Below are 17,549 nucleotides of genomic sequence, written 5' to 3'. Positions count from 1 at the left end.
AGGGGGAGATAATCGTGTTGGAGTGGCTTGAGCCTTTTTTACAACTGCTAGTGCTTGTCGCCACAATCTTTTCTTCCATCACACTAGGATTAAAAAATATCAAAGAAATAAGAGATAAAGCCAAAGAAAAGACAAAAAAGAAAAGACGTTTCCTCTGAGGAACCGTCTTAACAAAATTTGCTTCCCGATAATTATATTACGGGTTCACCTCAAAAAATGCAAGTTAAATTCAAAATATTCAAATAATATTTTGATTTGAAGAAAAAATGGAATATATGTCTTCTTTTTAGTTTTAAAAATGGTGAAAAAACGGGCTAGTATAACTACAGCGGTGTAGGTGAGGGGATGGTTAGCTGCAAACTGGTTGTCGAGACTCATACAGAAGTCTAAGCGGGTGGCGAGTTTAGACATGAGGGACGTGAGTGTATGCCAAAATAGTGAACTGAAGCACTCCATTATTTTTATAGAGCAGCCGATTTACATGATATGTTTAATTTGAGCCAATACATAATTGAATCTTTCTGTCTAAATTAGGGGAATATTCACTCTTTTACTTGGAAAATTGTTGAAAGTCTATTACACTATTATAGAAAGATAGTTTATATTTAGAATTTTTACTGTTTTGTTTAATCACTTTGGAAATGGAGAGGATATGCTCATGCAACATTCGAAGCTCGATTTACTTTTGGACAATACAAGGTTACCAGTTATTTGTGCCCCAATGTTTCTTGTTTCAGGGACGGAACTCGTCATTGAAGCTTGTAAATCTGGAATTATTGGCTCATTCCCACTATTGAACGCAAGAACAGGAGAGATTTTAGAGGAATGGATGACTCAAATCAAAGAGGAGTTAGCTGAGGCGAAAATATTACATCAAGATAAAGAAATAGCTCCTTGGGCAGTCAATTTGATCGTTCATAAATCCAATAAACGCTATGAATCAGATTTAGAACTGATTAGAAAATATGAACCTCCTATTGTTATTACGTCACTTGGTAAGCCAACGTCTGTTGTCGAAATCGTTCACGGATATGGTGGTTTAGTTTTTTCAGATGTGGCAACGCTTACACACGCCAAAAAAGCCGCGGAAACTGGTGTCGATGGCCTTATTTTAGTTTCCAATGGAGCGGGTGGGCATGGTGGAACTCTTAATCCACTTGCCTTTATCGCTTCGGTTAAACAGTTTTGGAATGGAATCACTCTTCTTGCTGGAAGTGTGACGAATGGTCGAGATATTCTTGCTACTCAAGCTTTGGGAGCAGATTTTGCCTATATGGGGACAAGGTTTATCGCAGCTAGTGAAAGTTTAGCGAACGATGTTTATCAAAACACGCTGATTGAGTCGACAGCTGAAGACATTGTTTATACAGATGCCTTTAGTGGTGTCAATGCGAACTATCTTGTTAAAAGTATTATTAACGCTGGACTTGATCCAGAAAAGTTAAAGAAAAAGGACATTGTTGATGTTAGCCACAGTGATTCAAAGGCGTGGAAAGACATTGTTTCAGCAGGACACGGTGTCGGTACGATTGACAAAGTTCAAACAGTCAACGAAATCGTAAATGAACTTGAGGGAGAATATAAAGAAGGGTTAACAAAGCTGAATTCAGGTAAATTGCTTCAACTTTAAGAATTTTTCTAAGTGAAAAAAACTAAATAGTATTGGAATTTATTGCGTAAAAAAGGGACTGTCCGATAAGAGTCATGAGAAAGATCTTATGTGGACAGCCTTTTTATGCTAGCTATTGAAGCTACCCTATCCTTTTATTTTTTATCACGATTAGTAGTTTTGTACTTTTCATCTTTGCTATCATAGGTGACCCATTCTCCAACAGGTTCGCCCATTTCAAAATAGCCTGACCGCTTAATTGTCCCATCAGTTCGATACCATTCCCAATACCCTTCTGGCTTATCTTCTATCATTTTTCCCTTTGACCATCTTGTTGTTCCGTTTGCATGGTACTTTATCGTATATCCATCAATCACTTCTAATTTCTTTTCCTTAACATTACTTGTGTGTATTAAATCACATTTTTTATCTTCCATGACGAACCTCCGATAACCACTTTTATTATACAACCCTACTTGTTAACGAAATAATAACTTCATTTCTTCTTATATTTTAACACTTCAAACAATAAAGTGGCAGCTATTGTGTGTGGTCATCCTGTTATTTGGTGGGTATTTTACTTGTTGAATGATATACATGGGAAACTTTTGAATGGAAGTTTTATAAAAGGTACTAAGGGGAAAATAAACTAAAAAAGGAGAAGTCTTTATGTTTGAGTGGAGCGACCTTTTAACGGCTTTTTGGGCTTTTTTTCTAATCCTTCCTTTCGTATCTTTTATTCATCAGTTCGGTCATTGGACGATGGCGAAAATGATGGGAGGAACATCTAATCTAATCATAGGCAGAGGAAAAACCATTTTAAGGGTAGGACCGATTTCATTAAAGTGGATTTATATAGCAGATTCCTCTTGTACATATAAAGGGTTAAAAATAAATAACAAACTTGCTCATATTTTGGTCCATTTAGGTGGAGTGATTTTTAATTTAGGCTCTATGCTTCTTCTTAATCTCCTCATTATGATAAATATCTTACCAGAAACAACTTATTTTTATCAGTTCGGCTACTTTTCGGTTTACTATGTATTCTTTGCTTTGTTACCGATTAAATATAGTGAAAAACATGTGAGTGATGGACTAGCTGTATACGAAATCCTTAAAAACTTTGACCCTAAGGATGTTACCGATTAAAATCAAAAGGAATAGTAACATCCATTGAAAAAATCTCATTCTCACTTTTAACCGGGACGAACCCTAAATAATTAGGTGAGCCATCATGGATTCAGCTGGTGGAGTAATCCAAATCATCTAAACTCATTTCAGTGAATCATAGTAGTGTAGGAGGCTTTATATGTCAAGAATACAAACAGGTAGTTTTCAAGGGATGAAATTATTAAATAAGTCAACGATTTTAAATACAATTCGCTTACATAATCCCATTTCTCGTGCCGAGATAGCTAAAAAAACAAAGTTGACTCCTGCAACGATAACCAATATCGTAGCGGAATTAATTAACGAAAATTTAGTGTGTGAGAGTAAGGTCGGGGTGTCCCAAGGAGGGCGGAAGCCAATATTATTAACGATTAACAACAGAGACTCGTTTATTGTTGGAGTCGATGTTGGTGGGCATACTGTTCGGGCAGTAGTAACGAATTTAAGTGCGACGCTTCAAGCAAAAGATGAAATAATCTTACCAAGTCCACTTACAAAAGACCAATTACTTGAACAAATCGTTTCAGTCATCAAAGCAGTGATTACAAAGTCAAAAATAAATATAGACAAGATAATGGGAATTGGCATAGGGATGCATGGTGTTGTTGATCATTTAGAAGGGGTTGCGATTTTTGCTCCAAATTTTCAACTTAGACAAATCCCGATTAAAAAACATTTAGAGGCTCAATTTCAGATACCTGTGTATGTTGAAAATGACGTACGAGCTTTCACATTAGGCGAAACATGGTTTGGAAATGGGAAAGGGATAGATAATTTAATTTGTATTAATATCGGTGTCGGAATTGGGGCGGGGATTATATTAAATGATCAACTTTTTCATGGTCAGAATGGGATTGCAGGCGAAATTGGTCACGTTATCGTTGACATCAATGGTCGGCAGTGTTCTTGCGGTAGTTATGGTTGCCTCCAAACCATTGCAGGGGGAGAAGTATTAAGGGAACGGGCGTTGGAATCCGAAGAAAACCAAGAGCTTTTAAAAAAAGCTAATAACGATCCCAATGCAATTAACGGTGCTCTTATTTATCAATGTGCCAAAGAAGGAGATGCACTTTCGTTGCAACTATTAGCCGATACCGGACGTTATATCGGGGTGGGGGTAATTAATTTAATTCATCTAATCAATCCGACACGAATTATTATTGGTGGTGGAGTAGCTAAAGCGGGCAATTATGTGTTAACCCCTTTACGAGAGGTCGTTAAAGAGCAGGCACTCACCGCACAAGCAAGGGAAACAGAAATTTTGCAATCAAAACTCGGAGATGATGGAACGATGATAGGAGCAGCTACTCTTGTTTTAAAGCATCTTTTTAACCCACATATCACCCTTTAAAAAGTGTGATAAACTATTTCTTAATTAAATTAATTTACTAATCGAATTTGTTGATTCCATTCAAGTATGATTTTAGATACTTGTCCCATATGTTATCGGTTTTGAGAAAGTGGTATAATTATTGAAATATTTAATTTATTATAAATGGTTTGAGGTGATCTTTTATGAAGTTGCTTGTATGAATGATATGAAGGGTATTCAATAAATGTTCGCTATAAATTTTGCTTCTTACTCAACATTTATCAAAAATGGGAGGGAGCAAAATATGAGCTATATGAATGCGGAGCATGTTTTACCAAAAGAATTAATTAAAAAGATTCAGCAATATGTTGACGGAAAACCATTGTATATCCCGAGAAAAAGCGTTAACAAAAAATCATGGGGAGAAAACAACGGAACGAGGCAAACTCTAAAAGAACGAAATGAAAAAATGTATGTTCTATTTTTAGAAGGAGCAACAATTGCCGAATTAGCCGTTCAATTTTATCTCTCTGAAAAGAGTGTTAGAAGAATTATTAGGCATGAAAAAATAAGTCAATCTTAAATATGTGGAAGGGACTGTTTCAAAAGGAGTCGTGAAAATGACACCGATTGGGTTCAGTTCCTTTTTTCTATTTAAGAGAGTACCATAAAGCTTTTGCTTGTTCTGTTTCTGTAGGCGAACGGTTGAAAGTTGTTATTTGGGACAATTGTAGAGCGGTTTACAAATATAGGATTAAATGAAATTATTTGTATTGTTATGATATAAAAAGCAGGTAGGAGAAGTTATTATGAGGAGGATTATTTATAGTTTCTTAATGATTTTGATTTTAAGTGCATGTTCCCAGGGAGGAAATATTACTGCTGCCGACGATGAAGTTATTCTTCCAAAGAACGTAGAGATTCCTAGTATAATATTTACCTCTGAAAAAGAAAATAGTGTAATTGACGAGGATGAAATAAAAGCAAGTATAAAAACCTATTTAGACAGCGACGAAGATGTATATAATGCTAGTTATCCGTTTCGAGATATTATATATGAACGACAGGAATTAAATGAGGATGAAATAGAGAAGTTAGACAGGATGAACAAGCTTATAAAAGAAAATGATGAGAATTTTTCTAATTATATTTTTACACATCTCGACAAATTTATTTTGAGAAAATGATAGTCAACAGCCTGCAAACCTTAATAACGCCATCTTGTTTGAAATTCTCTCAGTACCTTCTTGGTTTCTTTCTCGTCAACTTCAACCAAAGAAAGTTCTTTTAATTATAAGTCCTCCTTCCTTAAAGTTTTAAATAGAACAATATTGTATAAATGTAAGCGTTAATTCATCAATTAGAGTGAAGGTTTTAAACTGTGGTTGTTTTATTCTTAAAGCAAGTTAAAAAAGGGAGGAGAAGGACAGATGGAAAAGGTTAGAGTAGGAGTAATTGGTGTCGGTTCAATGGGAACATCTCATGTAAACTATTTAGTTGAGGGGAAAATTGAAGGAGCGATTTTAACAGCACTATTAGAACAACGATTAGATAAAAAGGAAGAATTAGAACGGTGCTATCCAGGTATTCAAATTTTTCAAGATGAGGAGTTATTTTTTAAGCAGGCTGAAGTCGATGCTGTCTTAATCGCGACACCACATTATGATCATCCCCGTTTAGCAAGTAAGGCTTTTGAACATCAGATGCATGTACTAACGGAAAAGCCAGCTGGTGTATATACAAAACAAGTTCGTCGAATGAATGAAGCGGCCAAAGAGAGTGGAAAAGTATTTTCTATTATGTATAATCAACGAACGAATCCCCTTTATCAAAAAGTGAGAGATTTAATTCAGACGAAGGAATTAGGAGATATTAGAAGAATTAATTGGATTATGACAAGTTGGTACCGCTCTCAAAGTTACTATGATTCAGGTGACTGGCGTGCAACTTGGGCAGGAGAAGGTGGAGGGGTTTTAATTAATCAATGTCCACATCAGCTTGATTTATGGCAGTGGATGACTGGGATGATGCCAGCAAAAATTCGGTCCTTTTGTTCATTTGGAAAGTATCGAGATATTGAGGTCGAAGATGAAGTAACAGCGTATGCGGAATATGAAAATGGAGCAACAGCTGTTTTTATTACAACGACGGCTGAAGCGGCTGGAACGAATCGACTTGAAATTGTTGGGGAGCAAGGAAAGATCGTTGTAGAACATGGAACGTTAACATTTTGGCGTTTAAGAATCTCTGAACCAGAATTTAATCGAACTTATAAGGGAGGGTTTGGAGAACCGGAATATTGGAAATGTGAAATTCCTATTATACGAACAAAAGAAGGGCATGAAGTAATTACACAAAACTTTATTGATGCGATCCGATTGAACACGCCTTTACTTGCACCGGGTGAGGAGGGAATTAAAGGATTAATGATTTCAAATGCGATTCAATTGTCAACTTGGATCAACGATTCGGTCGAGTTTCCTTTAGATGAAAAGCTTTATTATGAACAGTTACAAAAAAGAATTCAGCAATCGAAAAGTAAAGTTATTAAAGGGTATCGAACATTGAATGTAGAAGGAACTCACTAATTGATAAATAAAAAAGGAGTGACTCCAAGTTGAATCGTCATAAGGAAGGAATGAACTATGCACCTAAAGGAGTTATCAATAAAGTTGTGGAACAAGGGGAGTTTGTTTTTGCTGCAACTGCTTTAGATCATGGACATATTTATGGAATGTGTAACGGATTAATGGAAGCTGGGGCTGATTTGAAATGGGTCTATGATGGAGAGCGTAAAAAGTGTGAAGCGTTTAAACGACAATATCCCAACGTTAGAATAGCAGACTCCTTGGATGATATTTTACAAGATAAGGAAGTAATGCTTGTCGCTGCTGCTGCTATTCCTTCCAAAAGGTGTGAGTTAGGTATCCTCGTTATGGAGCATGGAAAAGACTATTTTACGGATAAAACACCATTTACGACACTTGAGCAGCTAGAACTAGCGAAAAAGGCAGTGCTGGAAACTGGGAAAAAATATATGGTTTATTATAGTGAAAGACTTCATGTGGAAAGTGCTGTCTTTGCTGGTCAGCTGATTGAACAAGGGGCAATAGGTCGTGTTTTGCAAGTGACAGGCTTTGGTCCACATCGATTACAAGCAGAGAACAGACCTGAATGGTTTTTTCAAAAAGAGCAGTATGGTGGAATTTTATGTGATATCGGTAGCCATCAAATTGAGCAATTTTTATATTATACAGGTTGTCAGGAGGCTAAAGTGTTGCATAGCAAAGTAGCTAATTATTACGCGAAAGAATATCCAGAGTTAGAAGACTATGGGGATGCAACTCTAGTTGGTGATAATGGAGCGACTCACTTCTTTCGGGTTGATTGGCATACACCGAATGGGCTATCAACTTGGGGAGATGGAAGACTTTTTCTTACAGGAACAAAAGGAACGATTGAAATTAGAAAGTATGTGGATGTCGCAAGGGATGAAGAGGGGGACCATGTTTATTTAGTAAATGAAGAAACAGAACAACACTTTCAAGTAAAAGGAAAGGTTGGTTTTCCTTTCTTTGGTCAATTCATTCTTGATTGCCTAAATAGGACGGAAAATGCGATGAGACAGGCCCATGCTTTTAAAGCGGCAGAACTATGCTTGATGGCTCAGAAACAAGCGATTAAAGTTGAATAATACACTTAATTAATTAAGATGAAAGATCTTAACGAAAAGTGGAGGCGACTATGTCGATCAGTTTGATTGATGATCATTTACAATTTGGATACCACCAGAATACGAAGTCAAAGATTGATTTTCATTCACATGAAAAGGCTGAAATTTATTATTTTCATGGTGGCAAATGCAACTATTTAATCGGCGATGAAATTCATATCTTATCTCCGGGAGACTTGATATTGATGCACGGTTTAACGTTACATCGGCCAAAAATCTATGAGGAAGACGATTATATACGAACGACGATTCATTTTGATACGAGTTATTTTTCTCAACTATTAGAGCCGATGGGGTTAGAACGTGTGTTACTTCCATTTACGAAATTAAAATCTTTAAGAATTCACTTTGAAGGGAAAAAAAAGGAAGAGCTAGAGAGTTATTTTATAAGAATTCAGCAATTAAAAGATAACGGAGATTTGCTATCAGTTCAGCGCTATCAACTTTTGTTTATCGATTTACTTGCATTCATTTATCCATTTTGCCAAAATTCATTAGCAAAGAAAAGAACACATCGCTCAGATAAGGAAAAGCATGTTCAAAGGGTTATTACGTATATAGAAAATCATTATCATGAAGAAATTAGTATGGAATTTTTAGAAGAACATCTTCATTTAAGTCGATTTTATTTATCGAAAATCTTTAAAGAAGTAACGGGTGTAACGATTTTTACTTTTTTATATCAAAAAAGAGTTAATCAAGCCAAGATTGAATTAATGCTGTATCCGAATCGAACCGTTACAGAAGTCAGTTTTGCGATGGGGTTTAAGCACCCTTCCCATTTAAGTAAAGTTTTTAAACAATTAACTGGGATGACACCAGAGCAATACCGTAAGGAAGTTGTTTCCTGAATGGTCATTCATTTTGTGGGAGGAAGATATGATGAAGTTTTCTGTGTTTACTGTGATGGTACCAGATTTAACACCATCTGAGCTTTTACCGTTGCTTAAAGAGAATGGATATGATGCGGTTGAATGGAGATATAAATCGATTGATCCTCAATTTGAACAAGAGAACCTTAGCTTTTGGAGAAACAATGTTTGTACGATTCAACCGAATTGGAAGTCGGAAGAATTGTTAAAGTTAAGAAAAGAAGCGGAAAAATTAGGCATTGAGACGTTAAGTGTTACCCCTTATTTAACCTGTGGTGATCTAGAAGCGACAGAGGATGTGTTAAAAAAAGCGAAATTATTAGGGGCTAACATGATTCGAATAGGTGTTCCCAGATACGATGGAGCTCTTCCATTTTCTGATTTACTACAGCAGGCGAAAAGATATGTGAAAGAAGTTGAGGAGCTTTGCAAACAGTATCAGATCAAGGGACTTGTCGAGACTCATCATCAAACGATTGCTCCAAGTGCTTCTTTAGCACTAAGGTTAGTAGAGGAATCAAACCCTGAGTATATTGGGGTTTTATATGATCCTGGGAATATGGTTCATGAAGGATATGAAGATTATCGAATGGGCATAGCGATGCTAGGACCTTATTTAGCCCATGTTCATGCCAAAAATGCAGCCTATTTTTCTAAAGAGCAAGAGGGAATAAAAAAATGGCATGCTAAATGGGTGAGAATTGATCAAGGTATAGTCGATTGGCCAGAAGTAATGAATGCATTAAAAGAGAGCGGCTATCAAGGTTATATTGGAATGGAGGATTTTAGCGAAACGTTTCCTTCTAAAGAGGCATTGGCTTTTAATGCGCAATATTTAAAATCATTAGTCGAATAAAATGAGGCTAGATGATTTTTCCTTGATTAACGAGAAAATATATATCTTACTTGAAGCTTACCTTTGAGGAAGCTACATCTTTTTTGCTCTAGCTAAAATGCTTAGAGCTTCTTTTTTTGTTAATTGTTCTTGAGCACAACGACCAATGAATGGATGGTAAAATAAAACAAAAGAGCAAGGTAAGGAGGAAAAATATGACGATAACAATCCAAATAGAAGATGTATTTAATGAATACGTGCAGAACGAGAACTTCTCTGGTGTAGGATTTGTGAAAGTTGGGAATTCGATTTTTTTTCAAAAAGCGTTTGGTTATGCACATCGTGGTTGGAGAGTTCCTAATCGAATCGATACTAAATTTGATACCGCTTCTATTACAAAAGTGTTTACATCTGTAGCTATCCTGAAATTAATAGAGCAACAATTATTGTCTTTGGATGATAAGGTTTTAGAAATTCTAGATTTAGGAGATTCAACGATTCATAAGGATGTTACGATTTATCACTTATTAACGCATACTTCTGGAATTGGCGATGACGCTGATGAGGAAGCTGGTGAGAGCTATGAGGAGTTATGGAAGGATAAACCGAATTATTCTGTCAAAGAAACCGTTGATTATTTACCTCAATTTATTTATAAAGAACCGAACTTTAATCCTGGTGAGGGGTGTAGATACAATAATTGTGCCTTTATTTTGCTTGGGTTGATTATTGAAAAAAGAAGTGGGTTAAGTTATCGGGAATTTATAAAAAAATCCATTTTTGATGCAGCGGGAATGAACCAAACTGATTTTTATGCAATGGATCAGGTGGTTGAACAGGCAGCGGAGCACTATGCTTCTATTTTAGACGAGAATGAAAAGATCATTGGGTATCGAAAGAATATTTATTCCTATCCGTCTATCGGATCAGCTGATGCCGGTGCGTTAACGACTGTGCAAGACCTTGATTTATTTATTAGGTCTCTTAAAGCTGGAAAATTGTTGTCAGAAAAATGGACGAATGAAATCTTTACACCTAAAGAGATTTACCGACAACATGCAACTGTCACACAATTAATGGGGTATGGATTTCACTTTCTAATGGAGAAAGATAGCAATGAGCTCATTTACATGCAAAAAGATGGAATTAACGCAGGGGTAAGTTGTGTAATGAATTATTATCCTAAAACCGATATGTCGATTATTATCATGGCCAATCAAGATACAAATGTCTGGGATTTAGCTTGGGAAGTGAGTGAGCTAATAAATGGATATGAAAAGAGTTGATTAGATGATATCAGAGTAAAGCAAAGCATCAAAACGGAACTACTAGGATAAGCCCTTTCTCCCCTTTTTCCTTTTTTTCTGAAACCATATCGTGACTAACTACGTCTCATATACTAAAGAAAGAAAATGGCATCAAACGGCATTTAAATATGTAGACTAACAGAAAGAGAAAGGAGAGTTATGACATGAAAGGAGTCCTTTATTTTATTGGAAGTGTAACGGTGGTCATTGCAGCCATCCTTTTGTTTAATTTATCTAGTAGTTTTCAAACGGAAGCGGAAGAAGATCCGTCTCCTGTTGAAGAAAATGCCACAGTTGAAGAGCGAGCTCAACTAATACTTGAGGCATTAAAGGAAAAAGGTTTTGAACAGGTAGCTGAGTATGTGCATTCTGAAAAAGGTGTAACGTTTTCGCCATATGCTTATGTAGAAAATGATCATCAAACGTTTGAACAAGAAAAAGTAGAAAATTGGAAAAATGATCAATCGAATTATACTTGGGGAACTTTTGATGGAAGTGGTGAGCCAATCGAACTGACCCCAAATGAATATTACGAACAATTTATTTATGATAAAGATTTTGCATCTGCAGAAGAAGTGCATCTAGATGAAGCTATACAACCACGTGGAAATTCCTTACACAATGCTAAAGAGTTTTATCCGAATGCCTCGTTCATAGAATTTCATGTACCAGGTAGTGAAGAGTACGCTGGAATGGATTGGGGAAGTTTAATTATGGCCTTTGAAGAAGTGGATGGAGCTTTGTATTTAGTAGCGATTATTCACGATCAATGGACGATTTAATAAGGCAATTTCAGTAGCTCAAAAGGAACTTATGATAACTAACTAGTTCTAGAGTTTTAACGAATAAAGACCGAAAAAGTCGATTCCTTAATGTAGGGTTTTGGCTTTTTTTGTGTTTACGATTTTTACTTTGAATAGAAGTCAGTAAATGGATGAGGGGGATGTCTGTTTATGTTAAATATTCCCTTTTATAGATTTGAACTGCATTAAATTTTTCGGATCAGGGAATAATTTTTGCGAGGTGATTTTTATGAAACTTAAAGATTTGAGCAAAAATGATGATTTTATTCAGAGAGAAGTTAGAAAAGACAGATTAGAAATCACTCTTTATTATTTTAAGTCCTTATGTGATGAAAAAAGGATTATGGATCATCTTATTTCCCCTTTTTATGAAATAAATCAAATTAATGAGTTTCAAGAATACATAAAGTCGTTTGAAGAGTGGTCATTCATTAAAGTAGAAAAAGAAGCCATTGAAAAAGTGTTCAACGGGTGCGTCATTATTTTACATGAACATCAATTCTACTCTGTAAAATTAGAAGATTTCGAAACGAGTGGGATAGGCGAATCAACAGATGAAAGTGTTTTACAAGGGCCTAAAGATAGCTTAAGTGAAAATGTAAGTATTTCATTAAATATTATTCGTAATCGTTACCGAAAAGAAACATTAATCTCTAAAAATAAAAAATTAGGGAGAAGTTCTAAAACAAATATCATTTTACTGTATGATGAGAAGCTCTGTGACTCACAAACTCTAGTTCATTTAAATAATAAAATGAAGGATATAGAAGTGGATATATTGCAATCGGCTGGTCAATTACAAAAATTATTGATAGATGATAAGTGGTGCCCGTTTCCTTTGTTTTTGACAACAGAGCGACCTGACAGAGCCGTAACCAATCTTTCTCAAGGGAAAATTGTTTTTCTTATTGAGGGTTCTTCGTGGGTTTTACTTGGACCTTCTAAATTCTATGATTTTTTTAAATCTATGGATGACCCTGTAGAATTACCTGTCGTTGGCAAGTTTCTGATTTCGATTCGATACATAGCCCTTATGATTACACTTTTCCTTCCTGCTTTGTATGTAGCGATCATTTCTTATTCACCCGAAATCTTAAAAGTACAATTTGCTCTTTTAATTGCAGGAAATAGAATATCGGTTCCATTTCCTTCTTATTTTGAGATTCTATTTATGATGCTAATGGCCGAATTTTTAGGGGAGGCTAGTATCCGTTTACCAAGAACGATTAGTTCATCCGCTACGACTGTTGGTGGATTAATTCTCGGACAGGCAGCGTCTCAAGCTGGACTAGTGGGCAATGTGATGATTGTTGTAATTGCTGCTGTTTCCCTTTCTATCTTTGTGATTCCTATTAATGCCATGCATCAAGCTATCCGGATTATAAGATATCCTTTAATTATATTAGGAAGTTTATTTGGAGCTATAGGGGTACTAATAGGGGCATTTGCACTTATCGCTTACCTTTGCAATTTACGCAGTTTAGGAAGGCCTTATATGCAACTATTTGCTAATAATTGATTGTAGGTGGAAATTAATGCTCGGACAACGCTATTACTTCTATTTATTTTATATCAATGCACTCGTAAGTGTAACTGCTTGTATTCCTCAAATCTTATATAAAGAGCGATTTAACGGAAGTTTAACAAGTTTGATCCTATCAACATTAGTTGGAGCGATTCTTTTATATTTATTTCAAGCTCTAATAAAGAATTTTCACAGTGAAACTATTTCTGAAGGTTTGAATAAATTGTTCCAAAGCAAGATTCAAAAGGGTTTTCTTTTTTTTTATTTCATCATGAGTATTTTTTCAGGAACGTTGTTTCTTAACTCTATTATGCAAGTTATAGGAAGGTTTACAAAGCTAAACACAAATTTAATCTTTTTGATCCTTCTCTTATTAATCACATTTTCCATGATGAGTAAAACCAATTCCATCTTATTCATGCTTGAAATGACTGTTTTATTTGTGACACCTTTCTTACTTCTAATAGTGCTAAGATTTTCCACAGATAACCTTGTTTTGATGGATTCCATCAAGCAATCCTTGACTTATATCATGCATTTACCAAGAATGAATTCGATTGTATCAAGTTTATTTGTTTTTACAGGATTTACAAATTTATTAGTCTTTAGTAAACATATCGAACCTTTTAGCAGGAAACATCTATTGATTATTTTTCCGGTTATTTGTATCGTGCTATATGCAGCTTATTTTATACCAATTGGATATTTCGGGCTTAATGGAGTAGGAGCAGAAAGCTACGTATGGGTCACAACAATCGATAGTATGCGGATTGATTACTTTTTTTTAGAGAGGCTAGTATTAATTTTTATTTTAATTCTCATTGGCGTAACTTTAGTCTATATCATCATTTCATTCCACTCATCACTAAAGTTTTTTCAGATAATGACAAGCGATTTTGGAGGTAATTTAAGATGGATTGTCCTATTCATTATTGTATTATCAGGATTAATGACTCAATATTATCTCGAAGAATTCAGTTTGTTAAAGTTCTTTCATTACTTTTTTATTTTCCGAATTATTTCAGACCTATCTTTATTAGGCCTTCTTTTTTACGCTTCCAAAAAGCAAATAAAAACATAATACTTATTCTTTTGTCATTACTGCTCATCCCGATTTTTTTAAATGGATGTGCATTTAAGGATATTGATAAACGTGCATTTGTTACGGCAATCGGAATTGATGAATCGGATAATATTGAAAAAAAATATAAAGTGACGCTCAAGATTTCACTTTCAACAGGTGATCCAGCGACTACGGGAGCCGAATTTACCTTACTATCCTTTGATGCCAATTCTATCTCAGAAGCTTTAAAACATATGAAGTCTATGTCAGATAAAGAACTATTTTATGGACATGCAAAAACGATTCTAATTGGTGAAGAAATTGCTAGCGAGGATATTCAACCTTTATTAGATTACTTTATAAGAAGACCAGATATACAAAGAACAGCTTATTTAGGTGTTGCTGTTCCAACCGCCCATCAAGTATTAGAACTTAGACCTAAAATAGAACAAATAGCAGGTAGTTATTTATTTTTAATGTTTGAAGAAAGTAGCACAGACTCGCCTTTTGAAAAAGCACTAACTTTATTTGATGCATATAGAAGGGAGACGGAATTAGGAATCAACATTGCCATGCCCATTGTGGAAGTGCAAAATAAAAACATTCAGGCTGACTCCATTGCTCTTTTTAGTAAAGTGGGAATGGAATCGAAACTTTCGCCGAGGGAATCTGAACTATTTAGACTTTTGACTTTAGGTATTAAGAGTGGAAGTACAAACATTTTGACAGAAGAGGGGTCTTATGCGATTGAAATGACAAAGGGAAGGGCTCATTTCAAAATTAGGCAAGAAGAAAATCGGAAGTTCACAGCGGTGATTAATATTAAATTAGTTGGAAATGTAGAAGAGATTATGGACAATCAATTAGGTCTTTCTAGAGAGCAAATGGAAGCCATACAAAATAAAGTCGAAAAAAAATTACAAGAAGAAGTTGAGACACTGTTAGATACTATACATAAAACAACATTAGATCCATTTGGATTAGGGCTCAAGTTCAATTCAAATAATTTTCATCATATAGAATTAAGTGATTTTTATTCTAATCTGAAGTTTGAAGTAAATGTGAATTGTCATATAAAAGAAGTTGGTTTAGTGGAATGAGCTTGGATTTACGGGGGTTCTCCAACATTACGTGGTTTGTTGGTAGAACCCCATATTTGTGTAACCAAATTGGGTAAGCTTAGTAATTTTGTTTTGTTTCTGGGCTGTAGATATGCTTATAGTGGTTCACTCAATGGACGCTGCTTTTTTCATTGGAAGAATCCATGGGAGTGCTGCTTGTAAATCATCAAAGACGGCATCTGCGTCATAGGTATCTTTACTACGTGGGTTTACTAATACCGTTTTGCAGCCGGCACTTTGTCCCGCACGTATGTCTGGCTCGCGATCCCCAACCATCACACTTGAGTGTAAATCCACTTGATATTTTTTGGCTAATTCCACTAACATATGTGCCTCTGGTTTACGACATGGACAGCCTTCATCAGGTTTGTGAGGGCAATAGGCAATGTCATCTACTGAGGCCCCAAATGTGGATAAATCCTCAGTCATTTTTTTGTGAATCTTTTGGAGCATAGTCTCTTTCATGTAGCCAAGCCCAACTCCTCCTTGATTTGTGACAACAAAGACGAGAAAACCAGCCTCATTTAGGAGCTTTATGGACTCTCCAACTCCCTCAAGTAAAAGAAAATCAGTTGGAGTATTGACGAATTTTACCCTTTTCGTTAACACCTCATTTACGACGCCATCCCGATCTAAAAAAACAGCTTGCCTCATCTGAGCACCCACTTTTAAATTTGGTTTGATGTTGCTCACTTTCTAAAAAATAGAAATGAACATTTTATCTTTAGTAATATGAGTAAATTGGAGTGGTTTTATGTGTATAAAGAAAGACTAACGCCTCCTGTTTTGGAGAGAAGAAAAGTTGAGCGTCTATTATAGATTTCGAGGAGTTGGTTGGTCATAGTTTTAAACGGTTTTTCCTTTATCGAAAACGAAGGGAGCTGCATACCTCCATCCCTGAGAGAGCTCATATTCCTCTACTAACTCTCTGTTCGTTTTCCTTTAAGTAAGCGGAGCAATGAAATATAATAGTAGAATAAATTTATATTTATAACATTTAAAAATTGTATGACTAGCTCGTATTGAGGAGGCCAACTATGATCGATTTAAGAAGTGATACAGTGACCAAACCGGATGAAAAGATGAGAAAAGCAATGTATGAAGCAGAGGTAGGAGATGATGTTTATCAAGAAGATCCTACAGTAAAGGCATTAGAAGAAAGAGCAGCAGACCTTTTAGGAAAAGAATCCGCTTTATTTGTAACGAGTGGTACCCAAGGAAATCAAATTGCAGGTTTGGTTCATTGTAAGCTGGGAGAAGAAGTGATATTAGAAGCACAATCACATATCTTCCTTTATGAAGGGGCGGCGATGTCAGCATTTGCAGGTGTTCAGCTTCAAACATTGACAGGGGAACGAGGGGCGCTGAATATCGAGGACGTTCGGAATGCGATTAGAAGTGATGATATTCATGAACCGAGAACGAGCCTTATTTGTTTGGAAAACACACATAATAAAGCAGGTGGAGCGATCATTCCACTTGAAAATATGAAAGAAATTTATTCACTGGCTGAGTCGAAAAGAATTAAAGTTCATTTAGACGGGGCGAGATTATTTAATGCTTCCGTCGCTTCAGGAATTCCGGTTAAAGATTTTGCTCATTATACGGATACGGTTCAATTTTGCTTATCGAAGGGATTAGGTGCACCAGTAGGCTCTATTATCGCTGGGTCATTAGATTTCATTGCAGAGGCGAGAAGATGGCGGAAACGACTTGGTGGCGGACTAAGGCAAGTCGGGGTATTAGCTGCTCCTAGTTTGATCGCTCTAAATGAAAATGTTGAGCGACTCCAGATAGATCATGAACATGCTCAGTTATTAGCAGAAGGCTTACAAAATATTGAAGGAGTTTCCTTAGAAAATAAGGTGGATACCAATATCATCTTAATAAGCCTAAAGAATAATAACATACCTGCTTTTTTAGAAAAATTAAGTAGCAAAGGCATCCGTGCAGGACAGTTTGGAGCAAATAAAATTCGATTTGTCACTCATAAGGATATTAGTTCAGAGGAGATTAATACGGCATTGCTGAAAATTCAACAAGTCTTACTTGATAGGTAGTCAACCCTAATGAAGAGCTCTTAAGTATAGAGCTTTTTTATGATCGAATTTGAGCAAATTTTTGTTCCCGCTCAAGTGGATGGGATAAATATAGTGTAAGTGGATGGTTTTTTATCGTTCGTTGCCTTGTATACTAATA

At 35.7% G+C, this 17,549-nt stretch carries 18 protein-coding genes; 16 read left to right on the top strand and 2 right to left on the bottom strand.

Going from position 1 to position 17,549, the window contains the following annotated elements; translation table 11 throughout:
- The first annotated feature begins 14 nt into the window (after positions 1-14).
- Together AA0017_RS08560 and AA0017_RS08555 are read left to right on the top strand one after the other, a co-directional pair.
- Complete coding sequence (locus AA0017_RS08560) at positions 15-158, top strand: hypothetical protein (RefSeq protein ID WP_168771640.1); 144 nt, start codon at positions 15-17, stop codon at positions 156-158.
- A gap of 500 nt (positions 159-658) precedes the next feature.
- On the top strand, positions 659-1,630 hold the full coding sequence (locus tag AA0017_RS08555; RefSeq protein WP_413380926.1) for an NAD(P)H-dependent flavin oxidoreductase: 972 nt from the start codon (positions 659-661) through the stop codon (positions 1,628-1,630).
- A gap of 134 nt (positions 1,631-1,764) precedes the next feature.
- On the opposite strand, the gene AA0017_RS08550 is transcribed toward AA0017_RS08555, so the two are convergent.
- The gene (locus tag AA0017_RS08550; RefSeq protein ID WP_413380924.1) at positions 1,765-2,046 is read right to left on the bottom strand and encodes a hypothetical protein; all 282 of its coding nucleotides are present in this window, start codon (positions 2,044-2,046) and stop codon (positions 1,765-1,767) included.
- Between the two features lie 232 nt (positions 2,047-2,278).
- Between AA0017_RS08550 and AA0017_RS08545 the strand changes: the two genes are divergently transcribed.
- From AA0017_RS08545 to AA0017_RS08485, 13 genes are all read left to right on the top strand, one after another.
- Complete coding sequence (locus tag AA0017_RS08545) at positions 2,279-2,758, top strand: hypothetical protein (RefSeq protein WP_413380922.1); 480 nt, start codon at positions 2,279-2,281, stop codon at positions 2,756-2,758.
- Positions 2,759-2,918: 160 nt separating this feature from the next.
- Complete coding sequence (locus AA0017_RS08540) at positions 2,919-4,130, top strand: ROK family transcriptional regulator (protein ID WP_413380920.1); 1,212 nt, start codon at positions 2,919-2,921, stop codon at positions 4,128-4,130.
- A 265-nt stretch (positions 4,131-4,395) separates the two neighbouring features.
- A complete protein-coding gene (locus tag AA0017_RS08535; RefSeq protein WP_413380918.1) occupies positions 4,396-4,674 on the top strand; it encodes a CD3324 family protein in 279 nt (92 codons plus the stop codon).
- 226 nt (positions 4,675-4,900) lie between these two features.
- A complete protein-coding gene (locus AA0017_RS08530; RefSeq protein ID WP_413380916.1) occupies positions 4,901-5,278 on the top strand; it encodes an NDxxF motif lipoprotein in 378 nt (125 codons plus the stop codon).
- A 243-nt stretch (positions 5,279-5,521) separates the two neighbouring features.
- Complete coding sequence (locus AA0017_RS08525) at positions 5,522-6,679, top strand: Gfo/Idh/MocA family protein (protein ID WP_413380914.1); 1,158 nt, start codon at positions 5,522-5,524, stop codon at positions 6,677-6,679.
- 50 nt (positions 6,680-6,729) lie between these two features.
- Positions 6,730-7,785, top strand: coding sequence for a Gfo/Idh/MocA family protein (locus AA0017_RS08520; RefSeq protein WP_413382489.1), 1,056 nt, complete (start codon positions 6,730-6,732; stop codon positions 7,783-7,785).
- A gap of 50 nt (positions 7,786-7,835) precedes the next feature.
- Positions 7,836-8,675, top strand: a complete 840-nt coding sequence (locus AA0017_RS08515) for an AraC family transcriptional regulator (RefSeq protein WP_413380912.1) — start codon at positions 7,836-7,838, stop codon at positions 8,673-8,675.
- A 31-nt stretch (positions 8,676-8,706) separates the two neighbouring features.
- Positions 8,707-9,552, top strand: a complete 846-nt coding sequence (locus AA0017_RS08510; protein ID WP_413380910.1) for a sugar phosphate isomerase/epimerase family protein — start codon at positions 8,707-8,709, stop codon at positions 9,550-9,552.
- Positions 9,553-9,746: 194 nt separating this feature from the next.
- On the top strand, positions 9,747-10,817 hold the full coding sequence (locus tag AA0017_RS08505) for a serine hydrolase domain-containing protein (RefSeq protein ID WP_413380908.1): 1,071 nt from the start codon (positions 9,747-9,749) through the stop codon (positions 10,815-10,817).
- 185 nt (positions 10,818-11,002) lie between these two features.
- A complete protein-coding gene (locus AA0017_RS08500; protein WP_413380906.1) occupies positions 11,003-11,620 on the top strand; it encodes a hypothetical protein in 618 nt (205 codons plus the stop codon).
- A gap of 250 nt (positions 11,621-11,870) precedes the next feature.
- Entirely contained in the window at positions 11,871-13,160 is a 1,290-nt protein-coding gene (locus tag AA0017_RS08495) for a spore germination protein (RefSeq protein ID WP_413380904.1), read from the top strand.
- 16 nt (positions 13,161-13,176) lie between these two features.
- Positions 13,177-14,247: a hypothetical protein gene (locus tag AA0017_RS08490; RefSeq protein WP_413380902.1), complete on the top strand. Its 1,071-nt coding sequence runs from the start codon at positions 13,177-13,179 to the stop codon at positions 14,245-14,247.
- Between the two features lie 11 nt (positions 14,248-14,258).
- Positions 14,259-15,329, top strand: coding sequence for a Ger(x)C family spore germination protein (locus AA0017_RS08485; RefSeq protein ID WP_413380900.1), 1,071 nt, complete (start codon positions 14,259-14,261; stop codon positions 15,327-15,329).
- Between the two features lie 126 nt (positions 15,330-15,455).
- On the opposite strand, the gene AA0017_RS08480 is transcribed toward AA0017_RS08485, so the two are convergent.
- Positions 15,456-16,004 carry a D-glycero-alpha-D-manno-heptose-1,7-bisphosphate 7-phosphatase gene (locus AA0017_RS08480; RefSeq protein WP_413380898.1) on the bottom strand — a complete coding sequence of 183 codons (549 nt, stop codon included), beginning with the start codon at positions 16,002-16,004 and terminating at the stop codon, positions 15,456-15,458.
- Positions 16,005-16,387: 383 nt separating this feature from the next.
- Here AA0017_RS08480 and ltaE point away from each other — a divergent pair, with 383 nt between their 5' ends.
- Positions 16,388-17,410 (top strand): low-specificity L-threonine aldolase, encoded by a 1,023-nt coding sequence (gene ltaE / locus AA0017_RS08475; RefSeq protein ID WP_413380896.1) that lies wholly within the window; start codon positions 16,388-16,390, stop codon positions 17,408-17,410.
- Positions 17,411-17,549 lie beyond the last annotated feature (139 nt).

The sequence above is a fragment of the Alkalihalobacillus phoenicis genome (assembly GCF_047302405.1).
GTDB lineage: Bacteria > Bacillota > Bacilli > Bacillales > Bacillaceae_D > Alkalihalobacillus.
Note: the sequence above shows the minus strand (reverse complement) of the source record. Positions and strands in the feature narration are given on the sequence as shown.

What these genes read in the sequence shown, in the direction of transcription:
- AA0017_RS08555 (WP_413380926.1), top strand. Translation starts at nt 659, where the DNA reads ATGCAACATTCGAAGCTCGATTTACTTTTGGACAATACAAGGTTACCA.
- AA0017_RS08550 (WP_413380924.1), bottom strand. Translation starts at nt 2,046, where the DNA reads ATGGAAGATAAAAAATGTGATTTAATACACACAAGTAATGTTAAGGAA.
- AA0017_RS08545 (WP_413380922.1), top strand. Translation starts at nt 2,279, where the DNA reads ATGTTTGAGTGGAGCGACCTTTTAACGGCTTTTTGGGCTTTTTTTCTA.
- AA0017_RS08540 (WP_413380920.1), top strand. Translation starts at nt 2,919, where the DNA reads ATGTCAAGAATACAAACAGGTAGTTTTCAAGGGATGAAATTATTAAAT.
- AA0017_RS08535 (WP_413380918.1), top strand. Translation starts at nt 4,396, where the DNA reads ATGAGCTATATGAATGCGGAGCATGTTTTACCAAAAGAATTAATTAAA.
- AA0017_RS08530 (WP_413380916.1), top strand. Translation starts at nt 4,901, where the DNA reads ATGAGGAGGATTATTTATAGTTTCTTAATGATTTTGATTTTAAGTGCA.
- AA0017_RS08525 (WP_413380914.1), top strand. Translation starts at nt 5,522, where the DNA reads ATGGAAAAGGTTAGAGTAGGAGTAATTGGTGTCGGTTCAATGGGAACA.
- AA0017_RS08520 (WP_413382489.1), top strand. Translation starts at nt 6,730, where the DNA reads ATGAACTATGCACCTAAAGGAGTTATCAATAAAGTTGTGGAACAAGGG.
- AA0017_RS08515 (WP_413380912.1), top strand. Translation starts at nt 7,836, where the DNA reads ATGTCGATCAGTTTGATTGATGATCATTTACAATTTGGATACCACCAG.
- AA0017_RS08510 (WP_413380910.1), top strand. Translation starts at nt 8,707, where the DNA reads ATGAAGTTTTCTGTGTTTACTGTGATGGTACCAGATTTAACACCATCT.
- AA0017_RS08505 (WP_413380908.1), top strand. Translation starts at nt 9,747, where the DNA reads ATGACGATAACAATCCAAATAGAAGATGTATTTAATGAATACGTGCAG.
- AA0017_RS08500 (WP_413380906.1), top strand. Translation starts at nt 11,003, where the DNA reads ATGAAAGGAGTCCTTTATTTTATTGGAAGTGTAACGGTGGTCATTGCA.
- AA0017_RS08495 (WP_413380904.1), top strand. Translation starts at nt 11,871, where the DNA reads ATGAAACTTAAAGATTTGAGCAAAAATGATGATTTTATTCAGAGAGAA.
- AA0017_RS08490 (WP_413380902.1), top strand. Translation starts at nt 13,177, where the DNA reads ATGCTCGGACAACGCTATTACTTCTATTTATTTTATATCAATGCACTC.
- AA0017_RS08480 (WP_413380898.1), bottom strand. Translation starts at nt 16,004, where the DNA reads ATGAGGCAAGCTGTTTTTTTAGATCGGGATGGCGTCGTAAATGAGGTG.
- ltaE (WP_413380896.1), top strand. Translation starts at nt 16,388, where the DNA reads ATGATCGATTTAAGAAGTGATACAGTGACCAAACCGGATGAAAAGATG.